Annotated in this window: 16 protein-coding genes; 13 read left to right on the top strand and 3 right to left on the bottom strand. The window is 65.4% G+C overall.

Annotated elements, in window-relative coordinates:
- Positions 1-14 precede the first annotated feature (14 nt).
- The 9 genes from AQZ50_RS01320 (at position 15) to AQZ50_RS01280 (ending at position 13148) form a co-directional block, all read left to right on the top strand.
- On the top strand, positions 15-833 hold the full coding sequence (locus AQZ50_RS01320; RefSeq protein ID WP_067741497.1) for an ABC transporter permease: 819 nt from the start codon (positions 15-17) through the stop codon (positions 831-833).
- Positions 830-1600: an ABC transporter ATP-binding protein gene (locus AQZ50_RS01315; RefSeq protein WP_067741494.1), complete on the top strand. Its 771-nt coding sequence runs from the start codon at positions 830-832 to the stop codon at positions 1598-1600. Before AQZ50_RS01320 ends, AQZ50_RS01315 begins: the two co-directional genes overlap by 4 nt.
- Complete coding sequence (uca, locus tag AQZ50_RS01310; protein WP_231730054.1) at positions 1601-5263, top strand: urea carboxylase; 3663 nt, start codon at positions 1601-1603, stop codon at positions 5261-5263.
- Complete coding sequence (gene atzF, locus AQZ50_RS01305) at positions 5260-7017, top strand: allophanate hydrolase (protein ID WP_067741492.1); 1758 nt, start codon at positions 5260-5262, stop codon at positions 7015-7017. The genes uca and atzF overlap by 4 nt, the downstream gene beginning before the upstream one ends.
- 156 nt (positions 7018-7173) lie before the next feature.
- Positions 7174-7539, top strand: a complete 366-nt coding sequence (locus AQZ50_RS20695; RefSeq protein WP_231730053.1) for a hypothetical protein — start codon at positions 7174-7176, stop codon at positions 7537-7539.
- A gap of 23 nt (positions 7540-7562) precedes the next feature.
- Complete coding sequence (locus tag AQZ50_RS01295) at positions 7563-9083, top strand: methyl-accepting chemotaxis protein (protein ID WP_067741488.1); 1521 nt, start codon at positions 7563-7565, stop codon at positions 9081-9083.
- A gap of 115 nt (positions 9084-9198) precedes the next feature.
- Positions 9199-11649: a TonB-dependent receptor gene (locus AQZ50_RS01290; protein ID WP_156427191.1), complete on the top strand. Its 2451-nt coding sequence runs from the start codon at positions 9199-9201 to the stop codon at positions 11647-11649.
- 71 nt (positions 11650-11720) lie between these two features.
- Positions 11721-12497: an urea amidolyase associated protein UAAP1 gene (locus AQZ50_RS01285; RefSeq protein WP_067741481.1), complete on the top strand. Its 777-nt coding sequence runs from the start codon at positions 11721-11723 to the stop codon at positions 12495-12497.
- Between the two features lie 9 nt (positions 12498-12506).
- Positions 12507-13148: an urea amidolyase associated protein UAAP2 gene (locus tag AQZ50_RS01280; RefSeq protein ID WP_067741478.1), complete on the top strand. Its 642-nt coding sequence runs from the start codon at positions 12507-12509 to the stop codon at positions 13146-13148.
- Positions 13149-13189: 41 nt separating this feature from the next.
- On the opposite strand, the gene AQZ50_RS01275 is transcribed toward AQZ50_RS01280, so the two are convergent.
- Positions 13190-13798, bottom strand: coding sequence for a YceI family protein (locus AQZ50_RS01275; RefSeq protein WP_067741475.1), 609 nt, complete (start codon positions 13796-13798; stop codon positions 13190-13192).
- A gap of 177 nt (positions 13799-13975) precedes the next feature.
- Between AQZ50_RS01275 and AQZ50_RS01270 the strand changes: the two genes are divergently transcribed.
- Together AQZ50_RS01270 and AQZ50_RS01265 are read left to right on the top strand one after the other, a co-directional pair.
- Positions 13976-14878 carry a LysR family transcriptional regulator gene (locus tag AQZ50_RS01270; protein ID WP_067741472.1) on the top strand — a complete coding sequence of 301 codons (903 nt, stop codon included), beginning with the start codon at positions 13976-13978 and terminating at the stop codon, positions 14876-14878.
- A gap of 10 nt (positions 14879-14888) precedes the next feature.
- The gene (locus AQZ50_RS01265) at positions 14889-15536 is read left to right on the top strand and encodes an HNH endonuclease (RefSeq protein WP_067741470.1); all 648 of its coding nucleotides are present in this window, start codon (positions 14889-14891) and stop codon (positions 15534-15536) included.
- Between the two features lie 13 nt (positions 15537-15549).
- On the opposite strand, the gene AQZ50_RS01260 is transcribed toward AQZ50_RS01265, so the two are convergent.
- Both AQZ50_RS01260 and AQZ50_RS01255 read right to left on the bottom strand, forming a co-directional pair.
- Positions 15550-16179, bottom strand: coding sequence for a ParB-like protein (locus tag AQZ50_RS01260; RefSeq protein ID WP_231730052.1), 630 nt, complete (start codon positions 16177-16179; stop codon positions 15550-15552).
- 114 nt (positions 16180-16293) lie between these two features.
- Entirely contained in the window at positions 16294-17985 is a 1692-nt protein-coding gene (locus tag AQZ50_RS01255; protein WP_231730051.1) for a SulP family inorganic anion transporter, read from the bottom strand.
- A 106-nt stretch (positions 17986-18091) separates the two neighbouring features.
- Between AQZ50_RS01255 and AQZ50_RS01250 the strand changes: the two genes are divergently transcribed.
- On the top strand, positions 18092-18799 hold the full coding sequence (locus tag AQZ50_RS01250; RefSeq protein ID WP_067741465.1) for a DUF6629 family protein: 708 nt from the start codon (positions 18092-18094) through the stop codon (positions 18797-18799).
- A 31-nt stretch (positions 18800-18830) separates the two neighbouring features.
- Complete coding sequence (locus AQZ50_RS01245; RefSeq protein WP_231730050.1) at positions 18831-19682, top strand: 3'-5' exonuclease; 852 nt, start codon at positions 18831-18833, stop codon at positions 19680-19682.
- The last annotated feature ends 99 nt before the right edge of the window (positions 19683-19781 follow it).

Here is a 19781-nt window from a genome sequence, read left to right as displayed (position 1 = left end):
GGAGTGACGCCGCGATGACCCGCCTCATCAATCTGCGGCCCAGCCGACGCGGACGCATCGTGGCCGGGGCCATCCCGATCCTGCTGCTGTGTCTGGCCTATGCGCTGGCCGCCGCGCTGCGCCATGCCGACAATCCGGCGGACAAAGTCCTGCCGACGCTGGGCGCGATGGGCGCGGCGATCTGGCACATGGCGGCGCAAGTCGATCCGGTCACCGGCCAGATCACGCTGCTCGCCGATACGCTGGCCAGCCTGTCCCGGCTGGGCGCGGGGCTGGCGCTGGCGACGGTGTCGGCGCTGGTGATCGGCCTTTTGCTGGGGGTCATGCCGCTCGCGCGCGCGATTCTCGGGCCGATGATCACGGTGATCGCGGTGATCCCGCCGATCGCGGTGCTGCCGATCCTGTTCATCGCGCTGGGGCTGGGCGAAACGGCCAAGATCGCGCTGATCGCGATCGGTATCGCGCCTTACATGACTCGCGATCTGGCGTCGTATGTCGCGGGGCTGCCCGCCGAACAGTTCATCAAGGCGGAAACGCTGGGCGCCAATTCGTGGGTCGTGGCGATCCGGGTCGCCTTGCCGCAGATGATGCCGCGCCTGATCGAAACGCTGCGGCTGTCGATGGGCCCGGCCTGGGTGTTCCTGATCGCGGCAGAGGCGATCGCATCGGATGTCGGGCTCGGCTATCGCATCTTCCTTGTGCGGCGCTATCTCGCGATGGACATCATCCTGCCTTATGTGGCGTGGATTTCGCTGCTGGCGATTGCCGCCGATGCGCTGTTGCAGATGCTGTCGCGCCGAGCCTTTCCCTGGGCCGGGGGAGGCGCACGATGAGCGAGACCGGAAAGCCGCCGCTGCTCGAAATGCGCAATGTCTGGGTCGAATACGGCGACAAAGTCGTGCTCGAACGCGTCGATCTGACCATTGCCGAAGGCGCGTTCGTCTCTGTCGTGGGGCCTTCGGGCGCGGGCAAGAGCACATTCCTGCGGCTGATCCTCGGGCAGGAAGCGCCCAGTCGGGGGCAGATCCTGCTGAATGGAGAGCCGATGCGCGCCGAATGCGGCCCCGATCGCGGGGTGGTGTTTCAACGCTATTCGGTGTTTCCGCATCTGACGGTGATCGGCAATGTGCTGTTCGGGCTCGAATGCGCCGCCGCGCCGATCATGGGGCGCCTGTTTGGCGCGCGCCGCCGTGCCGCGCTGGCCGAGGCCGAAGCCATGCTCGAAGCCGTCGGCCTCACCCATGCGCGCGATCAGTATCCGGCGCAGTTGTCGGGCGGCATGCAACAGCGGCTGGCGCTGGCGCAGGCGCTGGTCAAGCATCCGCGCGTGCTCTTGCTCGACGAACCGTTCGGCGCGCTCGATCCCGGCATTCGCGCCGACATGCACGAACTCGTCAGCCGCCTGTGGCGCGAACACGGGCTGACCGTGATCATGGTCACGCATGACATTACCGAGGCGTTCAAGCTCGGTACGCGCGTGCTCGCTTTCGACAAGCGGCGCCACGATCCCCATGCCCCGCACCGCTACGGTGCCACCGCGACCTACGACGTGCCCTTGTTGCGCAAGGTCAGCGCGGAACCCCATGCGAAGAGCGCCTGAATGACCCAGATTGCCATGACCCGGACTCCCTTGCCGTTCGCCAAAGTCCTGATCGCCAATCGCGGCGCCATCGCCTGCCGCATCATCCGCACCTTGCGCGCCATGGGCATTGCCTCGGTCGCGGTGTTCAGCGAGGCCGATGCCGGATCGCGCCATGTCGCGCTGGCCGACGAGGCGGTGCCGATCGGCCCGGCTCCGGCGGGCGAGAGCTATCTGAACGTCGAGGCGATCCTGGCCGCAGCGAAAGCGACCGGGGCCGAGGCGATCCATCCCGGCTATGGCTTCCTGTCGGAAAACACCGGCTTTGCCGAAGCGTGCGACAGGGCGGGGATCGTCTTCATCGGGCCGACGCAGGATAATATCCGCGCCTTTGGCCTCAAGCATACCGCGCGCGATCTGGCACAGGCGCATGGCGTGCCGCTGGCGCCGGGCTCGGGCCTGTTGACCGATGCCGCAGCGGCGGCGGTCGAGGCGGCGCGGATCGGCTATCCGGTGATCCTCAAGGCCACGGCAGGCGGCGGCGGGATCGGCATGAAAGTCTGCCACGATGAAAGCGAACTGGCCGAGGCCTTTGCCATGGTCGCGCGGCTTGGCGCGGGCAATTTCGGCCATGGCGGGGTGTTTCTCGAACGCTATGTCGCGCGCGCGCGCCATATCGAAGTGCAAGTGTTCGGCGATGGCGAAGGGCATGTCGTCGCGCTGGGCGAGCGCGATTGTTCGCTGCAGCGGCGCAACCAGAAAGTGGTCGAGGAAACCCCGGCGCCGCATTTGCCCGCCGCCACGCGCGCGGCGCTGATCGAGGCGGCGCTGCGGCTGACGTCGGGGGCGAAGTACCGCTCGGCCGGGACGGTCGAATTTCTCTACGATGCGATCCGCGACGATTTCTTCTTTCTGGAAGTCAACACCCGGCTTCAGGTCGAACACGGCGTTACCGAGCAAGTGACCGGCGTCGATCTGGTCGAATGGATGATCCGGGGGGCGGCGGGGGACTTTGCGTTTCTTGACGGCTTCGTCGCTCAGCCGCAGGGCCATTCGATCCAGGTCCGGCTCTATGCCGAAGACCCGTCGCGCGATTTTCAGCCCAGTTCGGGGCGGCTGATCGAAGTGGCGTTTCCCGACGGCGATCGCGCGACGTTGCGGGTCGATGGCTGGGTCGAAAGCGGCAGCGAAGTGCCCGCCTGGTACGACCCGATGCTGGCCAAGCTGATCGTGACGGCGCCGAGCCGCGAAGAAGCGATCGTCGCGCTGCAATCGGCGCTCGATGCGACGCGGCTGGCGGGGATCGAGACCAATCTGCGCTGGCTGCGCGCGGTGGTGCGCGACGACGTGTTTGTCAGCGGGCAGGTTTCGACGCGCGCGCTGGCCGATTTTGCCTGGCAGCCGTCGTCGATCCGCGTGTTGACGGCGGGCGCGGCGACGACGGTGCAGGATTATCCGGGGCGCACCGGGCTGTGGGATGTCGGCGTGCCGCCGTCGGGCCCGATGGATGCGCTGTCGTTCCGGCTGGGCAATCGGCTGCTCGGCAATCCCGAAGGCGCGGCGGGGCTGGAAATCACCGCTGCCGGGCCGGTGCTGCAATTCCTGGGCGCTGCGCGCATCTGCCTGACCGGGGCGGAGTGCGGGGCGACGCTCGACGGCATTGCCGTGCCGCGCTGGACGCCGGTGGCGGTCGCCGCGGGGCAGGTCTTGCGCGTGGGCCGGGTGCAGGGCGGGGGCTTGCGCGCGTGTCTGCTGTTTGCGGGCGGGCTCGATGCGCCGCTCTACCTCGGCAGCCGCAGCGCATTTACCCTGGGCGAATTTGGCGGGCATGCAGGCCGCGCGGTGATGACCGGCGACATGCTGCACCTTTTTGGCGAAGCGACCGGCGCCGAAGCGATGCTGCCCGCAGCGCTGGTGCCGGCCATCGGCCACGAATGGAGCGTGCGCGTGCTCTATGGTCCGCATGGCGCGCCCGATTTCTTTACGCCGGGCGACGTGGCGATGATCTGCGAAACGCCATGGAAAGTGCATTACAATTCAAACCGTACCGGCGTGCGGCTGGTCGGGCCAAAGCCCGAATGGGCGCGGCGCGACGGCGGCGAAGCGGGGCTGCATCCGTCGAACATTCATGACAACGCCTATGCCATCGGCGCGGTCGATTTTACCGGCGACATGCCGATCATCCTCGGCCCCGACGGGCCGTCACTGGGCGGGTTTGTCTGTCCGTTTGTGGTGATCCAGGCCGACTTGTGGAAAGTGGGGCAGCTTTCGCCGGGCGATACCGTGCGCTTTGCGCCGGTTTCCGAAGCCGAAGCGCGCGATGCAGAGCGCGCGCAGGATGCCATGGTGGCAACGCTGGCCGCTCCGGCGCCGTTTACAGGCGAGCGCACACCGCCGACATCGCCCGTGCTCCACACCATTGCCGCCGATGGCGCGCGGCCCACGGCGACCTATCGGCGGCAGGGGGATCGCCATCTGCTGGTCGAATATGGGCCGATCGTGCTCGATCTCGAATTGCGCCTGCGCGTCCATGCGCTGATGATGGAGCTTGACCGGCTGGCGCTGCCCGGAGTGATCGATGTGACGCCGGGCGTGCGCTCGGTGCAGATCCATTACGATGCGCGTCTGTTGAATCAAGGCGCGCTGATGGATGCGCTGATTGCCGCCGAAGAACGGCTGGGCGGGCTCGACGATTTCGCCATCCCCTCGCGCGTGGTGCATCTGCCGCTGTCATGGCAAGACCCGGCGATCTATCAGACCATCGACAAATATATCTGCGCGGTGCGCGACGATGCGCCGTGGTGCCCCGACAACATCGAATTCATCCGCCGCGTCAACGGGCTTGAGACGATCGAGGATGTAAAGCGGATCGTGTTCGATGCCGATTACCTCGTGCTCGGGCTCGGCGATGTCTATCTCGGCGCGCCGGTGGCCACTCCGGTCGATCCGCGTCACCGGCTGGTCACTACCAAATACAATCCGGCGCGGACCTGGACCCCGCCCAATGTCGTGGGCATCGGCGGCGCCTATATGTGTGTCTATGGCATGGAAGGGCCGGGCGGATACCAGTTGTTTGGCCGCACCATTCAGGTGTGGAATACGTGGGTCGGTTCTGGAAAGCAGGCCGATGCGTTTCGGGATGGCAAGCCTTGGCTGCTGCGTTTTTTCGACCGGATCAGGTTCTTCCCGGTCAGCCACGACGAATTGACCGAGTGGCGCCGCGATTTCCCGCTGGGGCGCCGGGCGATTCACATCGAGGAAGGCCTGTTTCGCCTGTCGGATTATCGCGCGTTTCGCGAAACCCATGCCGACAGCATCACCGCGTTTGAAACAACCCGCCAGGCCGCTTTCGACGAAGAGCGCGCGCGCTGGCAGGAAAGCGGCGAATTCGACCGCGTTGCCGCCCTGGTCGAAGCGGGCAGCGGCGCGGGCGGGGACGATGCGGCGATCGACGTGCCGCCAGGGTCCGAACTTGTCGAAGCGCCGTTCGGTGGCAGCGTGTGGAAACTGCTTGCCGGAGAAGGCCGCGCGGTCGCGGCGGGCGAGCCGATTGCGGTGATCGAAGCGATGAAAATGGAATGTCCCGTGGCCAGTCCCTCGGCAGGCGTCGTGCGCCGCGTCTATGTCAGCGAGGGGCAAGTGATCCAGCCCGGTGCCGCCATGCTGGCGATAGAACCGGCATGACCGAGACCGCAACCGCCATCGCCGAGGCCGTATCGAGCGGCACGACGCGCGCCGAAGCCGTGGCCGAAGCCGCACTGGCGCGGATTGCTGCCTATGCCGCGATCCAGCCTGCGGTGTGGATTCACCGCCTGCCCGAAGCCGACGTGCTGGCCATGGCGCGCGCGGTCGATGCGCGGATTGCGGCGGGCGAAGTCCTGCCGCTGGCGGGCGTTCCCTTTGCGATCAAGGACAATATCGATCTGGCGGGCGCGCCGACGACGGCGGGCTGCCCCGATTTCGCTTATGATCCGGCGCGGTCGGCGGGTGTCGTCGCGCGGCTGATCGCGGCGGGCGCGGTGCCCGTGGGCAAGACCAATCTCGACCAGTTTGCCACCGGGCTCAACGGCACGCGCAGCCCTTATGGCGCGCCGGCCTGCGTGTTCAACCGCGCCTATGTCAGTGGCGGGTCCAGCTCGGGCTCGGCGGTCGCGGTCGCGGCGGGGTTGGTGCCGATTTCGCTGGGCACCGATACGGCGGGATCGGGCCGGGTGCCCGCCGCCTTCAACGGGCTGATCGGGTTCAAGCCCACCAAAGGGCGCTGGAGCACCGCCGGGCTGGTCCCCGCTTGCCGGTCGATCGATTGCATCACGGTGTTTGCCCACGATGCCGCCGATGCCGCGCTGGTCGATGCGGTCGTCGCGGGGCATGACGGGGATGATCCGTGGTCGCGGGAAAAGGCGGATCGGGCGCTGGATCTGTCGCGCGTGGGCGTGCCTTTGCCGCATCAGCGCCAGTTTTTCGGCGATGCGGCCTCCGAACGGCTCTATGCCCGGGCGCTCGACCGGCTGGTCGCGATGGGCGCGGAACTGGTCGCAATCGACCTGGCGCCGTTGTCCGAAGCCGCGCGGCTGTTGTATGACGGGCCGTGGGTCGCCGAGCGCACGGCGGCGATTGCCGAATTTCTGGCCGACCATCCCGACAGCATCGATCCCACCGTGCGCACGATCGTCGAGGGCGGTCTTGGGCGCAGCGCGGTCGAGGCGTTCCGGGGCATCTATCGCCTGGCCGAGCTGAAACAACAGGCCGATGCGCTATGGGGCGATATCGACGCGCTGTGTCTGCCGACCGCGCCGACGATCTATCGCCTGGCCGAAATGCGCGCCGCGCCGATCGCGCTCAACAGCAATCTGGGGCTCTATACCAATTTCGTGAACCTGCTCGACATGGCGGCGATTGCGGTTCCGGCGGGCTGGCGCGGCAATGACACCGGCTTTGGCGTGACTCTGATCGGCCCGGCCTGGACCGACCGCGCGCTGATCGCCATGGCCGCGCGCTGGTGCGCAGGCGATCCTTACCCCCATCCCCCGCTCGATCTGGAGACCAAAGTGGAAACCGTGCATCTCGCCGTTGTCGGCGCGCATCTCGAAGGCATGCCGCTGCACTGGCAACTGACCTCGCGCAACGCGCGTCACATCGCCACGACCCAGACCGCGCCGAGCTATCGGCTCTATGCCATGGCCGACAGCGTACCGCCCAAGCCTGCGCTGATTCACGATGCGACGGGGGCGGCCATCGCGGTCGAAGTCTATGAGCTCGACATGGCGGCCTTCGGCAGCTTTGTGGCCGAAGTCCCGCCGCCGCTGGCCATCGGCACGGTCACGCTGGCCGATGGCAGCACGGTCAAGGGCTTCGTCGCCGAACCGCGCGCGATCGTCGGCGCCACCGACATCACCGATCTGGGCGGCTGGCGCGCCTTTATCGCCTCGAAGGCCTGACTTTCCCGCATTGAGCGGCGTGTCCTGCGCTTCGCCTGCCGCTGATGCGGCCGGGCGAAGCGCGTGTGGAAAGGCGCCGTTTGCGCAATTTTACGGATATGGCCGGGCAGGGATTGTTCGGCGCCGTCTGACAAAGCTGGCAGCCTGAAAAACCGATTGGGCGCGCCGCTGTTGGACAATGGACCTTTCATCGCTGTTGCAGATCACCGCGTGAGCGGGCGGATGGCACGCGCGGCGGTTGTTCAACTGTGCCTCGTGCTCGCGATCCTTGCTGCATGCCTGGCTTTGCCGCGCCCGGGCGGTGCGATCCTGCTGATCCCCCTGTTCGCGCCGAGTACCGCGTCTGCCGTGCATGCGGCGGGTGGGGGGCGGATTGCCGTGCTGCGTTCGGGATGGATACCCGGCAGCCTTTTGGTGCGGATCGATGGCGACGTCCCGGCATGGGCTTTCCTGCGCGCTGGCGTGCTGCCGTTGGGCGCGCCCGCCTTGTTCTGCGCATCCGCAGAACCGACCACACCTTGACGAGAAAAGGGACACCTGTCGCCATGAACGAACTGGCCACGTTGCGCCTTCAGGGCGTTCGCATCCTTGCCGGGATTGCCTGGCTCGCCGCGCTGGTGGTGATCGTGTCCGCGCCTTTTGCCGGATCGGGGTTTTTGGCGCCCTTGCTGGCTTTGGCGCTCGTGGTCTTTCCGACACTTGCCGCGCTACGCGGCGCCGCCGACCCGATGACGCGCGTTGCGCTCGGGGCGACGATGCCGTTGTTCTGCGCGGTGCTGCTCTATCAATGGAGCGGCGGGGCGTGGATGATCGACCTGCACATGACTTTTTTTGCCGCGATCGCGGTGCTTGCGGTGCTGGCCGACTGGCGCCCGGTGCTGGCCGGCGCGGCAGTGACCGCCGTGCATCACCTTGCGCTCAACTTTCTTGCTCCGACGCTGGTGTTCGGCGCGGCGAGCGATTTTGGGCGGGTGCTGCTGCATGCCGTGGTCGTGGTGGTCGAAACGGGCGTGCTGGTGCAAATCGCGCTGCAGTTCGAAGTGCTGCTCGTCTCTCGCGCCGCCGCACAGGCTGCCGCTCTGGAGGCCGAACGCGAGGCCGCGCGCGAACGGGCCCAGCGCGGCGCCGAACAGGATCTCGTGGTGACCGCGATTGCCGATGGTTTGCGTCGTCTTGCCGCAGGCGACCTTGGCGGCCACTTTGCGACGGCTTTTCCCCCCGCGTTCGAGCCGCTGCGTATCGATTTCAATCAGGCGCTCGTCGAGCTTGAGGCGCTGGTCGGGCACGTTGTGCGCGCATCGAACCAGATCCGCACCGGCGCCGGCGAGATTCGCGCTGCATCGGAGGATCTGGCGCAACGCACCGAGATCCAGGCGGGCACGGTCGAACACGCCATGAGCACGATTGTCGAACTGGTCGACGTGGCCGGCGCTACGCTGGGCCGCGCGCAGGCCGCCAACGGCGCGATCGTGCAGTCCGGCGAACGCGTGAGAGCCGGGCACGAAGTCGTCGCCTGCGCCATTGCGACGATGGAAAAGATCCAGCATTCCTCCGGAGAAATCGGTCAGATCGTCAGCCTGATCGACGGCATTGCGTTTCAGACCAATCTGCTGGCGCTCAATGCCGGGGTCGAAGCCGCGCGTGCAGGGGATTCGGGCCGTGGTTTTGCGGTGGTCGCCAATGAAGTGCGCGCGCTGGCGCAGCGCAGTGCCGACGCCGCGCGCGACATCAAGACACTGATTACCGCGTCGACCGCGCTGGTCGGGGAAGGTGTCGAGCTTGTCGGGCAAACCGGTCAGGTGCTGCGCGAAGTGGTCGATGATGTCACCACGTTTACCGAGACCGTGGGCGAAATCACCCGCGCCGTGGGCGATACGGCGCGAAATCTCGCGCATGTGCGCGATACGTTTGGTTCGCTCGACAGCGCGACTCAGAAGAACGCCGCGATGGTCGAGGAAAGTCATGCAGCCTTGCGCTCGCTGGCCGAGGAAACCAACGTGCTGGTCGATGCAGTCAGGCGTTTTTCGACCAACGGGCCGCAGATCGGGACGCGCCTCGCGGCGTGATCCATCGGGCATAAATCATATCTATGCCTATCATCGAAAATTGGCGTCTAGCATGATGGGTGGCTGATCGGTCATTCTCCTGTTGCACTGCAAAGCAGCAATGGGGAATCAGGAAATGACGGTAAGCCGTGGGTCGTCGCGCCGGATCGCGCTTTGCGCCGCAACATCGGCCTTTGCGCTTTTGCTGGCGCCCGGCCTTGCCCGCGCCCAGACCGCGCCGGCGAGCCTTGCGGCTCAGCCCGAAGCCCCGGCGGGCGAGGGCGCCGGTGGCGAAATCATCGTTACCGCGCAAAAGCGCAGCGAAGACATCCGCACCGTTCCGATCAGCCTTTCGGTGCTGTCTGGCGCGGCGCTCAAGGATCAGAAGATCGCCAGCTATGACGATCTCAGCCGCGCGGTCCCCGGTGTCGCGTTCAACGCGGTGGCGGGCGAGGAAGGGCGCACCAATATCGTCATTCGCGGGGTCAGCTCGGTCTCGGGCGCCTCGACCGTCGGGCTCTATCTCGACGATGTGTCGATCACCGTGCCCAATCTCTATCGCGACGGCTCGATCGAAGTCCGCCTGCCCGACATCGAGCGTGTCGAAGTGCTGCGCGGGCCGCAGGGCACGCTTTACGGCGACAGCTCCGAAGGCGGCACGATCCGCTATATCACCACGCAGGCCAATCCCGATGCGCTGGGCATGACCGCCACGGCCGATGTTTCGGGCACGAAGCACGGCGGGGTCAATTATAGCGAAAGCGGCATGATCAACCTGCCGCTGGTCAAGGACAAGCTGTCGCTCCACGCCGCCGTCGCCTACCAAAAGGACAGCGGCTGGGTCGATCATTACAACACCGACGGCACGCTGGACAAAAAGGGCGTCAACAGCGCCAACAGCCTGACCGCGCATGTCAGCGCGACCTGGACGCCGGATTCAACGCTGACGATTACCCCGGCGTTCTTTTATCAGCGCGCCAACAACGCCGATAACGCCGCGTTCTATCCCAATATGGGATTGTGGCAGCAGAACAAGGAAGTCGCCGAGCCGAGCCACGACACCGTCGCGCTGGGCAGCCTGACGGTCAAAAAGGCGATGGGTTTTGCCGACCTGACCTCGGTCACGGGGCTCTATGACCGCGTCGCCGCGCGGCAGGAAGACGGGACCTACTTCAACAGCACCGCCTTTGCGCTGTTCTTTCTCGACACGATACCAAGCTATGCGCAGTATCAACCGCAGAACGACAGCATTATCGCCAATCTGCCCTCGGTGGTGAATTATCGCACGCATTACCGCCAGTTCAGCCAGGAACTGCGCCTGTCATCGAACGATACCAGCGCGGCGGCAAGCTGGCTGAAATGGGTCGTCGGCGCCTATTATGCGACGCAAAGCGTGCACAACACCGATTACCAGACGATCAACGGGGTCAATTCCACATTCCAGTCGATCTATGGTGTTCCGCTGGATCAGTCGCTGGTCCAGACCACTTACGGCAACCCGGCTTACGGCACGCCGAACGGTGGTCCGGCGATCCCGCTGTTTCCCAACGACATCGACGAAAGCGACAACCGCACCTATCGGCAGCAGCAATACGCGGTGTTCGGTCAGGTCAGCATCGCTTTTGCCAAGGGTTGGAAGCTCGATCTCGGCGGCCGCTTTTCGGCGGCGCACGAAGACTTCGTCTCGGTCGAAACCGGGTTCTACCAGATCGGCAATCTGGGCTACCAGACCGCCGGGCAACCGGCCGCTGCGCCTTATACGCAGGATGGGACCAGCCAATCGTTCCTGCCCAAGGCGACGCTCTATCACGATCTGTCGCCGACCAGTTCGGTCTATGCTTCTGCGGCCAAGGGTTTTCGCCTGCCCGGACCGACCGGCCCGATCGTGTTTGGCCCGACCTCGGTCTGCGCCGGCGATTTTGCCACGATCGGCCAGAAAAGCCAGCCGACCCAATTCGGTTCGGACAGCCTGTGGTCCTATGAAGTCGGGTCGAAGAACGAATTTCTCGGGCGCCGCATCCGCTTCAACGCCTCGGGCTATCTGACCAACTGGAAGAACATTCAGCAGCAGATCTATCTGCCGACCTGCGGCTATTATTTCACCAGCAATATCGGCAACGCGCGGATCTGGGGCGCCGAAGCCGAAGCCTCGTTCAAGCTGACGCCCAGCCTGTCGCTGTCGGGCACGGCCAGCATCAACAATGCCAAAGTGGTGCAGTCGAACAACCCGATCGACGTTGCCGTCGGTCAGCATCTGATCGATGTGCCCAATGTCACCGCGACGGCGGGCGCCAATTACCTGCACCCGCTGAGCCAGTCGGCGGCGCTCGTCGCCCTGGTCAACTATGCCTATACCGGGCATAGCTACGGCAGCTATCTGCTGACCGACAGCAATTACTACAACCCCGCCTATGGCGTCGTGAATGCCAGCATCGGTGTGCGCTTTGGCCCGCATCAGATCACGCTCTATGCCAAGAACCTGTTCGACAACCAGACGATCATCCAGCGTCCGCAGATCAACACTGTCACCGAAGGCTATACCGTACACCCGCGCACGTTCGGCGTGACGCTCAAGCTGGTCGACTGAGGGAGTGCGAAACCGTGACTGATTCCAGCACTACCGCCGATCCCGCCGGTGCCCGTGCCCACGCGCGGGCCATGGCCGGAACGCGCGTCGAAGCCATGCCGACGATCCCTGCGACCGCCGCGACCGACTTGCCGCCGGGCATCGCGTCCGACGAAGTGGTATGGGACGAAACGATCGCTGCCGGGGGCTATGCTGCGCGCCTGTTGAAGCGCGGCAGTCGGCTGCGGCTCAGCGATGTTCATGGCGATGCGGCCGTTGCCATGCTGGTGTTCAATGCCGAACGCCCGGTCGAGCGGCTCAATGTCGCCGATACGGTCAAAGTGCAGTGGAACGCTTATCTTGGTGCCGGGCGCCTGCTCCTGTCCGACATGGGCCGGGTGATGATGTCGGTGATCGAGGACGATACCAAAGGGCATGACGCCTTTTGCGGCGCGTCGAACCTGGCGTCGAACGCGCGCAAATATGGCGACGGGTTCAACCATGGCGCGCATCCCAATGCGCGCGATCGCTTTGTCATCGCGCTGGCCAAATACGGCATGAACCGGCGCGACATTCATCCGTGCATCACCTGGTTCAAGCCGGTGTCGATTGCCGCCGATGGCGCGATCGAGCTGGATGTCGGCCCGCATCGCGCCGGGCAGCACGTGACGCTGCGCGCGGAAATGGATGTGATCGTCGTGCTCGCCAATTGTCCGCATGTGCGCGATCCGCGTCACGATTATGCGGTGACCCCGGTGCGCGCGACGGCATGGCGGGGCGTGATCACGCCCGAAAACGATCCCGTGCGGCTGGCCACGCCAGAAGGCCTGCGCGCGTTTGAAAATGTCGAAGACTATTACCGGCGGTGAGGTAACTCCATGATTTCCAATACCCCCGTTCCCGATCTGCCCGGCAAGATCGTCCATGACGAAGTCGTCGCGGCGCGCGCGCCCTGGCATCACCTTGTCAAAAAGGGCGAAACGCTGCGCATTGTCGATCTGGAAGGCAATCAGGCGGTCGATTTCCTGATCTATGCCGCTGCCGACGATGCCGAACGCTATAGCGCGCAGGATACCATCGCCGCGCAAGGCAATGTCTATCTGACCACCGGCACGCAGCTCTTGTCCAACGAAGGGCGAGCGATGATGACGATCGGTTCGACCTCGGTCGTGCGCCATGACACGATCGGCGGGGCCTGTTCGTGCGAATCCAATACCTTGCGCTATGGCCATCACACCAAGGCACAGCACGCGTGCGTCGACAATTTCCTGCTCGCCAATGCCGACTATGGCCGGACCAAGCGCGACATGGTGTCGAACATCAATTTTTTCATGAATGTGCCGGTCGAAGCCGACGGTTCGCTCGGCATCGTCGACGGCATTTCGGCGCCCGGCCTGCATGTCGATCTGGTGGCGGACATGGACGTGGTCGTCGTCGTGTCGAACTGCCCGCAGATCAACAATCCGTGCAACGGTTTCAACCCGACTCCCGTCCGGATGATCGTCGCCGCCGGGCAATGAACGGCCATGCCCGGATCAGGTCCGGGCATGGCCTGTCATGATCAGCCCTGCTTTTCGAAAGCGGCAGTGATCGTCAGCTTTACATCATCGCCGATCAGCGGGACGTACTTGGTCACGCCGAATTCCGAGCGCTTGATCGAGCCCGTGGCGGAAAAGCCGATGGTAAAGGCCTTGCTCATCGGGTTGGTGCCGGCGCCGCCGAACGTGGCATCGAGCGCGATCGCCTTGGTCACGCCGTGCAGCGTCAGATTGCCGTCGATATGCGCGGTGTGGGCGCCGGTCTGCGTCACTTTGGTCGCGGTGAAGTGAATTTCGGGATACTTGGCCGCGTCGAGCCAGGTCGGATCCTTCAATTCGCCGTCAAGCACGCTGTTGGTCGTCGAAATCGCCGAGACGGGCAGAGTCACGTCCAGCTTGTCCGCCGCCGCATTGGCCGGATCGAGCGTCAGCGTGCCGGTCGCGCTGGGGATCACGCCATAGAAATCGTTGAAACCCATGTGGTTGATCGAAAAGATCGCCAGCGTGTGATGGCTTTCGACTTTGTAGGTGCCGGCGGGAACCGGGGTTGCCGGGCTGCCGCCCATCTGGGCCTGGGCCGCACCGGGGATGAGCGCAGCGCCAAGCAGCGCGAGAGCAATGGTCTTGGTCATGTGGGGATCCTGTCTTGATGTGATCGGGCAGGGGTATGATGGGACTGGGCCCAAACGAAACGCGACAGCGTGCCGGCAGCGGGTCCGGCGCGATGGTGGGGCAGATGTAGACATAACACGCCATGATGATAATCAGCGTTTAAATCGCTATTCTTTCAACCAGGAGTTGAAAATACCATGGACCGGCTCAGCGGCATCGAAGTCTTTGTCCGCGCCCTGCGGCTGGGCGGATTGTCGGCGGCGGCGCGCGATCTGGGCATGTCGCCGGCCATGGCGGCCAAACATCTCAATGCCCTGGAAGCGCGATTGGGCACGACGCTGGTCAACCGCACCACGCGCCGGTTGGCGCTGACGCAGGCGGGGGCGGACTATTTCGACAAGGCGGAGCGCATTCTGGCCGATCTGCGCGAGGCCGAGGCGGAGGCCGCCTCGCGCGCGGTGGCGGTCGAAGGGCTGTTGCGGGTCAGCGTCGGTGCGACGTTCGGCGTGCGGCATATTGCGCCCCTGATCGCCCGGTTCAACCAGCGCCATCCCGGGGTCACGGTCGAACTGGGCTTGTCGGATCGCTTCGTCGATCTGGTCGAGGAACGCTGGGACGTGGCAATCCGCATCGGTCGCCTTGCCGACAGCCGCCTGATCGCGCGCAAGCTGGCGCAGATGCGCATGGCGATTTGCGCCGCGCCGTCCTATCTCGCGCGGGCGGGCACGCCGCGGACGACGGCTGATCTCGCCACGCACGATTGTCTGGGGTTTACGCTGGCGCAGCCGGGTTGGCGCGAATGGCGGTTTGGCGCCGATGCGCAGATCCGCGTGCCGGTGCGCGGCTCGCTTCATGCCGATAACGGCGAAGCCCTGGCCGAGGCGGCAGTGGCCGGGCTCGGGCTGGTCTATGGCCCGCGTTTCATCACGGCCGATGCTTTGGCCGATGGGCGGCTGGTCGAAGTTGCGCTCGATCAGCCGTTGATGAATCTGGGCGCGGCCTACGCCGTGACACACCCGTCGCGCCGTCCCGCGCTCAAGATCCGCGCATTTGTGGATTTCCTGGCCGAGACGGTCCCCGAACGCGCCTGCGCGTGGTAGGGGCCCGCCGATGACCGAAGCTCCCAAACGTCGCCCGCCGGGCCCTGTAACGCTGTCGCCGCTGACTTTGGCGCTGATCCTGATCGTATTGGCGCTGGCGCTGATCGCGGTGTGGATGGTGGTGCATCAAAAACCCGCCGCGCCTGTCGCGCCGTCCGAAGCCGGTCTGCCGGCCACGACCTGGCCAAACCGCGCGCTGACACCCGGCGCGATCGACCCGGCGGTGAGCGATGGCGCGATCTGCGCGCATGACTGGGCGCCGGGCGACCCGCCGCAAGAGGGCGGGGACATGACCTATTCAAAAGCGGCGCGACACACCTCAAGCCATGTCAAGGATGCGGTCTTTGCCGAATACAATCTGACCAATCCGCATGACGGCGGGCAGTCGTGGGAAATCGATCATCTTGTCCCGCTTTCGCTTGGCGGGCGCGATGTGCAGGAAAACCTCTGGCCTGAAAGCCGCACGGGCGACGGGCTCAACGCCTGGGCCAAGGACCGGCTCGAATTCCGGCTCTATCGCATGGTCTGCGATCCGCCGCCGGGCACGCAGCGTCTGCCGCTGACCGAGGCGCAGACGGCGCTGCGCACCGACTGGGTCGCGGCCTATCGCAAATATTGCGCCAGCGAGGCGGATTGCCCGGCGTTTGGCGGCGATTAATCCCCGCCCCCGACTAATCTGTGCCGTCAACTCCGGCCCAACCGGGCAAGTGCCGCGCTTCCGGCCCGCGCGCGAGCGGCACGGCTTCGATGACGCATTTGTCGAAATGGTCGTCGAGCCGTTCGGCCTTGATCCGGTCGCGGAAGAAATCGGCCCACAGGAATTCGGTATAGGGCGTGGGTGATTTGGCATAGCCGCCCGACCGGCGCACTTCGCCCGCCAGCGAGCGGTAGGGATCGTCGGCAAGGTCGGCGATCGTATGCGGCAATTCGTCGAAATCGCGCCGCCGCCCCCGCGCGTCATAAGGATGCAGCCAGTTGTGCGCATCCATGAAAGCCAGAAAGCGCTTTTTCGGCAGGGTGTCGAGTTTGGCGATGACCGAGACCATGACCTGATCCACCCCTTCCTTGTGCATGGCCAGGGCGAGGTGGTGGTGATCGACGATCCAGGGGGTGCCACCGGGCCCGATCACCGCCGGGATCATGTGCGACCCCAGGAATTTGCCCTCTGCATTGCGCGGGCGGTTGCGCCACTCTTCGCGCTTGGCGCCGACTTCGCGCAAGCCGACGGTCATCTGCGTCGGGCGCAGATCGGTGATCTTTACCGGATGGAGAATGGGGTGAACGGGGTGCGACATTGCCATGATTCAAAAGCTTCCGGCTGTTGGCGTGAAAGGGAATAGCGCCGCGTGCGCGCGGGATCGTTGATCTCGATGAAATTGGGATCTCGATAAAATTGGGCGTGCGTAAAGGGCGGGTCATGGCGCGCGCGCGCGTTCGGCCGCATCGGCGACGCTGAACGTCGATGCATCCGCCAGCGCGCCGAAACCGGCGGCAGACAGCACATCGCGCACCCGATCATGCGCGCGCGCCAGGATCAGGCGGCAGCCGACGCGATCGAGGCTTTGGGAAAATTCGTCCAGCGCGTCGAGCGCGGTCGAATCGAGATCGTCGCTTTCTTCGAGGCTGAGGATCAACACCCGCGCACCGGCGCCACGCGCATCCCGACCGATTTCGCGCAGAACGGTTTCGGCATTGGCAAAGAACAGCGGCGCGTTGGGCCGGAATATCGCGACACCGGGCACCCGCGCGGCATCGTCATGATGGCTGATGTCGACGAAATCGTGGCTGTTGCCGACGCGGCCCAGTTCGCTGGTGACCGGATGCGACCAGCGATAGAGCAATTGCACGATCGACAGCGCGATCGCCGCGAGCATGCCGTTGAGCACGCCGAGCAAGAGCACGCCGATCGCTGCGGCAAAGGCAATCCATTGATCGCGGTGCAGTCGAAACAGCCGCGCGATCGGCGCGGGGCTCAGCGCATGGAGCAGCGCCGATATGACCACTGCGGCCAGGACCGGCTCGGGAATGCGCGCGATCAAGGGCCCGGCGACGAGCACGAGCGCGAGCGTGGCCAGGCTCGCCACGGTCGATGACAGCCGGCTTTTCGCGCCCGACGCGGCATTGGCCGACCCGATCGAAAAGCCCGCGCCGACCGGCATGCCCTGAACCAGCGCGGCGGCGCTGTTGGCAAGGCCGATTGCGGTCAGTTCGCGGTTTGTGGAAACGTCGTCCCCATGCGCCAGCGCGAGGCCGCGGATCGTGCCCCAGCTTTCGGCAAAGATGATCAGCGTCAGCGGCGCCGCCAATTGCGTGATGCGCGCCCAGACGGCCGGATCGCCGGGCAGCGTCAGATGCGGCATGGCGATCGGCGTCGGCCCGACCAGCACGATCCCGCAATGCGCCAGCGGCCCGAACGAGGCCAGCGCAATCCCGGTGGCCATGACGATCAGCGTCGCCGGTATGCCCGGAATGCGGCGCAACAGGACGAGCGCGATCAGCGCGGACAAGCCCAGCGCCAGGCTCGGCCCATGCCATTGCGACGCATGCGAGGCGACGCCCGCCAGCACGAGGCCGATGGTCGATCCCGGCAGCGACAGCCGAAAGAGATGCGGCAATTGCTTGATGATGATCGTCGCCGCCAGGCCAAAGGCAAACCCGCGCAGCACCGGACGCGAGACAAATCCTGCCAGCCCGCCCAGCCGGAACAGCCCGAGCCCGGTAAACATCACCCCGACCATCAGCGTCATCGCCGTGGCCAGGGCATCGGGACTGGCTGCGCCCGGCATTTGCGGTGCGGCGGCCAGGCTGCCCAGTGCGGCGGCCAGGATCGATGCCGACGAGGATGTCGCCGAAACGACGGCAAAACGGCTGCGCCCGACCAGCGCATAGACCAGCCCGCCGATCACCCCGGCGATCAGCGCGCGCCCCGGCGCCAGCCCCGCGATCCCGGCATAGGCCACCGCTTCGGGCACAAGCAGCCCGGCCACCGACAGCCCGGCCAGAATATCGCCCAATCGTGCGTGCCACGCGGTTTCGGTCATGCGGCGCCCTTCGTTCTGCCAACTCGCGCGACCATAGGCGGCAAGACGCCCGGCGCAAGACGACATGCGCCCATGCCACGGAGGTCTTTGCCATGACGGTTCATCTCGGGCTGGCTATGTGGGGCCGGACCCTGCACAAGTGGATCGCCCCGCCCGCCGGAGAACGAACCGCATGTGCTTTTCGGCGACTGCCAGCTTTGTCGCCTCTGGCGTGATAGGAACGATCGGCCTGGCGACATTGCGGCATGTCCGTGAGCCGCAGACCTTGCTTTTCGCAGCCGTGCCGCTGCTGTTTGCGGTTCATCAGCTGTGCGAAGGCTTCGTCTGGCTGGGGCTGGACGGCCGGATCGGCAAGATTGCGTTCGACCATGTGGCGTTCCTGTTCATGATGTATGCGCAAGGCATCCTGCCCTTGCTGATGCCGTTGGCGGTCGTCTTGATGGAACCTGTTGGCTGGCGTCGCCGCGCGATCCTGATCCTGACGTGTATCGGTGCGGTCGTCTGTGTCTGGGATGTCGCCGGGCTGATCGCCTGGCCGAGCCGGACGTTCATTCAGTGCCACTCGATTGCCTATCGCAATCCGCTGACCGGCAATTTCCTGATTTCCTGCCTTTACATTCTCGCCACCTGCGGCGCGCTGCTGCTTTCGACGCATCGCGTGGTCCGGTGGTATGGCCTGCTGAATGTCATCGGGCTGACCATCGTGGAGATCGTCAGGGAATTTGCCTTCGCCTCGGTCTGGTGCTTTTACGCCGCGATCCTGAGTGTCATGCTCTATTGGCAATTCCATCGCGGCAGGATCGACGTGGAAATGCCCAACAGCCTGTCGCCAAGGCTCAGGCCGTTTCTGTTGCCGTGGTTGCGATGGCGTGGTTTTTGAATTTATGGTCCAGACTTGCTAGGGGCCGGTCATGATGGCTCCAAACCCCGCGCAAGATCCCGATTTCGTCGTCATCGACGTGGAAACCGCCTGCGCGCGGGTCAGCAGTATCTGTCAGATCGGCATTGTCGGGTTCAGGGACGGACGGGAAGTTTTCGCATACGAGACGCTGGTCGATCCGTGCGACGAATTCTCCTCGTTCAATATCGGCATTCACGGGATCACCCCGCGGCAGGTCGCCGGCCAACCGACGTTTCGCGACATCCATGCCGTTGTCGACAGCCACTTGCGCGGGCGTATCACGGTCGCCCATTCGGGGTTCGACAAAGGCGCGCTGGCCGCCGCGTGCCGGGTCGGCGAATGCCCCGCGATCGAGGCGAACTGGCTGGACAGCGTTCGCGTTGCCAAGCAGGCTTGGCCCCAGTTGGGCAGCCATCGCCTGAACGTGCTGTCCCGCTTTCTCGGCATAGAGCATCGCCATCATGACGCGCTGAGCGATGCGCGCGCCGCCGGGCTGGTGATCGTCAAGGCCATCGAACACACCGGCATCGACTTGCAGGGCTGGATGGCCAAACCGGCGCAGCCGCGCGCCAAGTCGCCGGCACCGGCGGATACCGGGCCGCTCAAGGGAGAGCGGGTCGCCATCCTGGGCGAACCGCGCGATGGCGCTCTGGCGCGCTACGTCGCCGCAGCGGGTGGACGCGTTGTCGCTGCGGTGGGCGCCACGACGACCATGCTGGTGATCGCCGAACGGCAACCTTACGGACGCTTTGTCGAATCCAGCGAGCCGCATCGCAAGGCGCGGGAACTGCGCGAGGCCGGGCGGCCCATCGTCGTGTTGACCGAGGAAGCGCTTCGCGACCGGCTCATGCAGGGGGTGTGAGGGCGCGGATATTCGCCGATCCGCCAAAACACGGGCCCCGTAATATTACGGATGGCATGCATGGCGGCGCGCCGCCATCGCCTGACGAAGCGGCAGGTG

This window comes from Novosphingobium sp. Fuku2-ISO-50 (assembly GCF_001519055.1).
Lineage (GTDB): Bacteria > Pseudomonadota > Alphaproteobacteria > Sphingomonadales > Sphingomonadaceae > Novosphingobium.
The sequence above is the reverse complement of the archived record's forward strand: the minus strand, read 5'-3'. Positions and strand labels throughout refer to the sequence as shown.

Bases quoted from the DNA above. Each gene is read 5' to 3' on its own strand.
- AQZ50_RS01320 (WP_067741497.1), top strand. From the start codon at position 15: ATGACCCGCCTCATCAATCTGCGGCCCAGCCGACGCGGACGCATCGTG.
- AQZ50_RS01315 (WP_067741494.1), top strand. From the start codon at position 830: ATGAGCGAGACCGGAAAGCCGCCGCTGCTCGAAATGCGCAATGTCTGG.
- uca (WP_231730054.1), top strand. From the start codon at position 1,601: ATGACCCAGATTGCCATGACCCGGACTCCCTTGCCGTTCGCCAAAGTC.
- atzF (WP_067741492.1), top strand. From the start codon at position 5,260: ATGACCGAGACCGCAACCGCCATCGCCGAGGCCGTATCGAGCGGCACG.
- AQZ50_RS01295 (WP_067741488.1), top strand. From the start codon at position 7,563: ATGAACGAACTGGCCACGTTGCGCCTTCAGGGCGTTCGCATCCTTGCC.
- AQZ50_RS01290 (WP_156427191.1), top strand. From the start codon at position 9,199: ATGACGGTAAGCCGTGGGTCGTCGCGCCGGATCGCGCTTTGCGCCGCA.
- AQZ50_RS01285 (WP_067741481.1), top strand. From the start codon at position 11,721: ATGGCCGGAACGCGCGTCGAAGCCATGCCGACGATCCCTGCGACCGCC.
- AQZ50_RS01280 (WP_067741478.1), top strand. From the start codon at position 12,507: ATGATTTCCAATACCCCCGTTCCCGATCTGCCCGGCAAGATCGTCCAT.
- AQZ50_RS01275 (WP_067741475.1), bottom strand. From the start codon at position 13,798: ATGACCAAGACCATTGCTCTCGCGCTGCTTGGCGCTGCGCTCATCCCC.
- AQZ50_RS01270 (WP_067741472.1), top strand. From the start codon at position 13,976: ATGGACCGGCTCAGCGGCATCGAAGTCTTTGTCCGCGCCCTGCGGCTG.
- AQZ50_RS01265 (WP_067741470.1), top strand. From the start codon at position 14,889: ATGACCGAAGCTCCCAAACGTCGCCCGCCGGGCCCTGTAACGCTGTCG.
- AQZ50_RS01260 (WP_231730052.1), bottom strand. From the start codon at position 16,179: ATGGCAATGTCGCACCCCGTTCACCCCATTCTCCATCCGGTAAAGATC.
- AQZ50_RS01255 (WP_231730051.1), bottom strand. From the start codon at position 17,985: ATGTCGTCTTGCGCCGGGCGTCTTGCCGCCTATGGTCGCGCGAGTTGG.
- AQZ50_RS01250 (WP_067741465.1), top strand. From the start codon at position 18,092: ATGTGCTTTTCGGCGACTGCCAGCTTTGTCGCCTCTGGCGTGATAGGA.
- AQZ50_RS01245 (WP_231730050.1), top strand. From the start codon at position 18,831: ATGATGGCTCCAAACCCCGCGCAAGATCCCGATTTCGTCGTCATCGAC.